The organism is Lacinutrix sp. C3R15 (assembly GCF_018860825.1).
GTDB lineage: Bacteria > Bacteroidota > Bacteroidia > Flavobacteriales > Flavobacteriaceae > Oceanihabitans.
Window position 1 is genome coordinate 1 of sequence record NZ_JAHKPZ010000022.1, and the last position, 1489, is coordinate 1489.

The 1489-nt window shown below is 31.2% G+C and carries 1 protein-coding gene; it reads right to left on the reverse strand.

Annotated features, from left to right (window positions below):
* Window positions 1-42: 42 nt before the first annotated feature.
* Window positions 43-1332 carry an ectonucleotide pyrophosphatase/phosphodiesterase gene (locus tag KO494_RS07815; RefSeq protein ID WP_215967049.1) on the reverse strand — a complete coding sequence of 430 codons (1290 nt, stop codon included), beginning with the start codon at window positions 1330-1332 and terminating at the stop codon, window positions 43-45.
* Window positions 1333-1489 lie beyond the last annotated feature (157 nt).

Sequence of the window (1489 nt, forward strand, 5' to 3'; positions counted from 1 at the left end):
TTTTAACTCAGTTCTTTGTTACCTGCTGGCTTTATTATTTATTCAATTATCTTCATTTAAAACACTTTTTATTTCATTTATGTCTCCATCTATCGATTCAGGAATTTTCAATCCTAAAATCTCACACATTAATGGATAAATATGAATGTTTTTTATCGAATGTATTTCATAACCATCTTTAAAGGCTGGACCATTCGCATAAAAGATTCCATGCATTTCCTTGTATTTGCTATCATAGCCATGAACGCCAAATGTTTTAACACCCTCTTCGATAAGAGCGTCTTTTCGTCTTTGATTCCAAAAATGATAACCGTAATCTGGTATTAATTGTATTGCACCCCAATTTTTATTGGTTGGGATGTATTCAAAACCTGGTGTATTTTCAGTTCTATAAGCTTTGAAATTATTTTCCTTTTGTCTTAAATATTGTAGTACAGAATCTATTTCAACCTCTTTTTTTGGATGAATATTTACTATTGTACCATTTTCAATTGTCATGAATAAGTCATCGTTTTCGATAGAATCTATTGGTATTATTTTTTTAGAAGACTGATTTCCCATACCATGGTCAGAAACGATAATAATATTTACTGGAAGATTAGTTTCTGATACTCCTTTAAACAAATCGCCTAAATTTTTATCTAGTTCAAACAATGCTGTTTTCAGTTTTTCGTCATCATTAGTACCATAATCGTGTCCAACTTCATCCATATCACCAAAATATAAAGTGATTAAATGTGGTCTGCTTTTCTCCTCCAAATTCAACCAATTTATTGTTTGATTAACGCGTTCCTTATTTTTAACACTATTATCAAATTTAGAATAGTATGTTGGTCTGATTCCTTGAATATTAGCCTCTGTTCCTACAAAGAAATAACTGGCAGTTAGAATATCTACTTTATTTGCCTCAACCCAAATAGGTGAACCTCCATAAAAACTCCCGTCTTCTGCCATTTTGGGATTCCTCTTATTAAATAAAGTATCTTTTTTATAGTCATAAAATATATTTCCTATTATTCCATGTTTGTCTGGATAAAGTCCTGTTGCAATTGTATAATGGTTTGGAAAAGTTTTAGTTGGGAATGAAGGTATTAGTGATTCTGACTTAACACCATTTTTAATGAATGAACTCAGATTAGGTGGGTTATATTTTTCTACGTAATCCCATCTAAAACCATCAAGTGAAATTAATATTAAATAAGGTTTTTTTTCGGTAACGTTTGATTTTGTTTTCGTAATAGAACGAGGTGAACTTACTATTTTTCTATTACAGGAAAACAATGAGATTATTCCAATAATAAAAACAGATATTATTATGTTCCGTTGTTTCATTTGCGTTCGTTTTTCAGCTTGCAGGTAACGTGTTTGTGTATGGCTAGTTGCGTTGGCGAGAACTAAGTTAGCAAAAGAAAACGAACCAGAGGAAAATTCGGAGAATTTTCCGAGTACACACAGAACGAGCAATTAGTTATACACGTCTTAAGTTTGT

Bases quoted from the DNA above. Each gene is read 5' to 3' on its own strand.
- KO494_RS07815 (WP_215967049.1), bottom strand. From the start codon at position 1,332: ATGAAACAACGGAACATAATAATATCTGTTTTTATTATTGGAATAATC.